The sequence below is a fragment of the Methanocorpusculum petauri genome, assembly GCF_026891975.1.
Classification (GTDB): domain Archaea; phylum Halobacteriota; class Methanomicrobia; order Methanomicrobiales; family Methanocorpusculaceae; genus Methanocorpusculum; species Methanocorpusculum petauri.
Map to the genome: position 1 here is coordinate 1 of NZ_JAPTGB010000040.1, position 3734 is coordinate 3734.

The window sequence follows — 3734 nt, forward strand, 5'->3', positions numbered from 1 at the left end:
TGTACCAGCCGCCGAAGGTGTAGCCGTCTTTGACGGGGTTGGCGGGCTGGCTGATCTTGTCGCCGTAGGAGAGGCCGGTTGCCGGGCTGATGAAGCTGCCGCCGGAGGTCTCGAAGAGGACACGGAAGGCGTTGTTCATGTTGCCGTCACCGGAGGAGACCTGCGGCTGGGGCGGGACATATGGGTCCGGGTTGTTGTGGGTCACTGCTTCAGTACTTGGTGCTGCCGATCCCTCTTCAGCGAATCCTCCCGTGGAGGTAATTTCCGTCTCAGAGGTGAGAGCGGGGTTATAGATGTTTCCTTGCAGAGTAAGAGTGGAGCCTTTTATGGCATTGGCATTATCACCCGTAGCAACTCCTTTGTTCAGCATCACAACGGATTCAGTACTTCCGGTATTTCCTTCGATTTTGAGATTTACCGTTGGATTCACAGCCTCAGAAATACCATAGGTTGAGAGCACGATCTCTACCGTCGTTCCTTTTCCATCAAAGTTGATCTCGTTTCCGGTAACCGTGAAGGTCTTTTCCTGTCCCTCTATCTCTTTGGCGGTGATCTTGACTGCACGGTAGTTGTTATTTGAGGTCTCAGTCGGCGGATTCATTTTGTTTCCGGAGACGGTCACCTGAGTAACTTCATTTCCTTTAATTTCCACTCCAAGGCTGTAGCTATCCTCAGTAGATTTACCAAGATTCAGGGTGTTGTCGGTGACACTGATGCCGCTTCCACCGTCCACCACTACACAGCGGCTCGTGGAAGATGTTACGGAACCCGCACTAATGGTGTTATCGGTGATCCTTGAGCCTGGTGCGCTGACAAAGTAGACTGCCGGGTTCATGGAACCGGTCATTGCTATATTGCTCATGTCAATGGTGCTCTTTTCCAGGTAGACCGGGACAGATTGAGCATTATTAGCAGCCTGCACGGTGATTCCGCCAAGATTAGAAGAAGTACCTATTGAAGTTAGCTTAATGTCCAGATTTTTGAGTGTGACGGATTTACCGTTATTTCCCTCAGAAGGTACCTGAACTTTCAGGAAGAATCCTTGGGTGGACGAGCCGGTGATCTGTTTCTTGCCGCCATCAAAGGTGATGGGCTTGGTGATGGTTATCGACTGAGTCAGTGTAACGTCTTTCAGCTGGGTAACGGTAGCACCATCGCCAACGTAGTTCTCCAGTGCTTTCTTGAGATCGGCATGGTAGGAGGTAATCGAAGAGTCGGTCGCGTTCAGCACCGTGGCGTTGAAGGCGGTTTTTTTAGCCGTAGCAATTGCATTTGCCGCATCCGCTATCTTGTCAGCCGTAGTCCAGACCCGCTTCTGCTCTTTGTACTCATTCTTCTCATCATAAGAGAATGAGTACTGGGTATAGCCGTCGGGGAGAGTAATCGTGACTTCCTTCTGAGGCTGGTCAGTGTTAATCTGCACGGTGTCCTCAAGTTTGGACGCAGCATCCATCGTAAAGGCAGATCTAGAACCTTCTGCATTTGAACTTACATCAACACTCTGCCAGGCACTGTTCTTTACTGTAACGTTTTGCAGAGAAACGTTTCCTCCGTTGACGTTGATACCAGAGCCCTGACTTCCATTCACGACAAGGTTTATCAGATTCATCTGGATGTTTGGTATGTTATAAACCTGAATGCCGTATGCTCCTTTCAGATTAGCTTCATCCGCAAGGGGGTTTCCACAGCTCTCAAAGGAGATGTTTTTCAGGGTGACTGAACCACCAATATCGTTACCACCCGTCTTCTTCTCGATCACCAGCAGGTCTTTCTCACCATTATCTTGGGACCATCCGGTCTTTGCCGTGATCGTGTGATAGCCTCCGTCGATAGTGACGGAACGGTTCACACTAATCTCTTTCGTTGCCTCGATGTTACCTGTCAGTTTTATGGTACTTGGGGCATCATTACCAGTTTTCGAGAGGTTTGCAATCAAGTCCGCGTAGGTATCGACTTCTACCGGCTCACCCGTCGCACTGACAGCTCCTGCCATCAGCACGCAGGCAAGCAGGAGCGCCGCGAGCAGCACCACACCGCGCCGCAACCCTCCTGCCTTTTTATCAGGACATTTCGTCCCATTCATTCGTTGCATCATAAAATACTCCATAGGATTTCGCCGGAACATTTCAGATCACGGAACTTGAATCCTATTGTAGCAGGATATAACGCGGAAAATTCTCTGATTGGATTTTTATCATATTTGCGCCGTGCGCATGAAAAATAAGGCAATATTTGCGCTTCGACAAATCCGTCTGAGATATGCCCAGGACGTTTCATTTCACGAAACAATTTTCAAAAAATGGAGGGGATAACGTCAATGCACAAGCAGCGGCGTATTCAGATGATTTTGGAATACTATTATATTGTGGTTCGTACTAAATACTACTACAACAGGATTCAATATTGGCGAACACTCATATCCGCGCTTGCGCGGTACACAAACTGTGTCAATATCTATTTCATCGCAGTGGAATTAAACTAATGGCACAGTAATAGATCATAATTGTGTGCCATTAGTTTAATTTTCGCGGGCAAATGAGATAATACTTTTCCCTGAACCCGCATCCCCGCAAACGCGGAAATTCTTATATACCGTCCGGAACCATCTTGAAATCAACCTTTGGCGTATGGACAAACGTTCATCCGATCAAGGCCGCGGCCCCCACGCCGCATCACCCCCGAACCACACACAAGGACGTGATACCCACACAAAACCGCAATCACAGAAAACAAAGGGATTTGTATTTCACTTGTGTCAGAAAGAACCGTATCCGGCTCTGTATCTTCCCTGAAACCGAAGTACACCAACCGGATACCCTTCTCTCTCATCCGCTGTATACAGTATACAATATACAGTATACACCCCCGCAGGAACAACCGAAACACTCCCCGAAAAAATTCGCCGCACCTCTCCATCGAACAGAAGGATCGGCACTCCCCCGCACTCCTGTTGTACTGTTTTCTCTTTCTGAGAATAAATAGATCAACACGTGCAGAGAATTTACGCAAACCCCACAGACACCAAAAAAAAATCCGGACCTCCGTATCATCCGGACACCACCGCTGTATACTGTATAATGTATACTGTATACACCTCCCCCTCAGCTCCATGAGATTTCAATTCACCGCCAACATCACCCCCGAAGAAGCCCGGCAGCTTGACACCATCCTCAAAGCAGCAGGCTTTGAAAACCGTACCGACTACCTTACCGCCCTCATCCACACCACCCTCTACGGCAGAGACGCCGACACCCGAACACCTCCTGCACACGTTGCAGACTGGATCGGCACCGTCCGCACCCGCGCCGCCGACCATGACCGGCTGCTTGACGCCGCCTTTGCCGTCTTTGACGAAATCGCTTTTGCCACCATTGCCATGAAAGGAGCAGGCTATGTACTTGCCCACATCGGCAGTGACCTCGAGGCCGCCATCTTTGAACGCTGCGGAACCATCCCCGCAGCAGAAGACCTGCGGACGTATCTCCGCGTCTATCAGAATGTCCGCCGCCCGAAACTCATGCAGTACCGTACCGAACAGGTGGCAGAAGAGTACCGCAGAATCCGCGGCGAAGCCGACGGCGGAAACGCCGGAGACGTTGGAAACAGCGAAGACGGGAATCTTCCTCTTCCCGTGGGCTGCACCGATATAAGATAGTCGGGAGTCTTCAGTAGGAACGAGGAAAAAGGAAACGCGAGATTTCGCAGATCGCGCCTGCGGCGCTGGGCTTCGCTCA

The 3734-nt window shown here is 50.2% G+C and carries 2 protein-coding genes; one reads left to right on the forward strand and one right to left on the reverse strand.

Annotated features, from left to right (window positions below; genetic code table 11):
- The coding region (locus tag O0S10_RS10365; protein ID WP_268925807.1) for an InlB B-repeat-containing protein at positions 1-2083 on the reverse strand (2083 nt) is incomplete at its 3' end.
- A 1026-nt stretch (positions 2084-3109) separates the two neighbouring features.
- Here O0S10_RS10365 and O0S10_RS10370 point away from each other — a divergent pair.
- Complete coding sequence (locus tag O0S10_RS10370) at positions 3110-3655, forward strand: hypothetical protein (RefSeq protein ID WP_268925808.1); 546 nt, start codon at positions 3110-3112, stop codon at positions 3653-3655.
- The last annotated feature ends 79 nt before the right edge of the window (positions 3656-3734 follow it).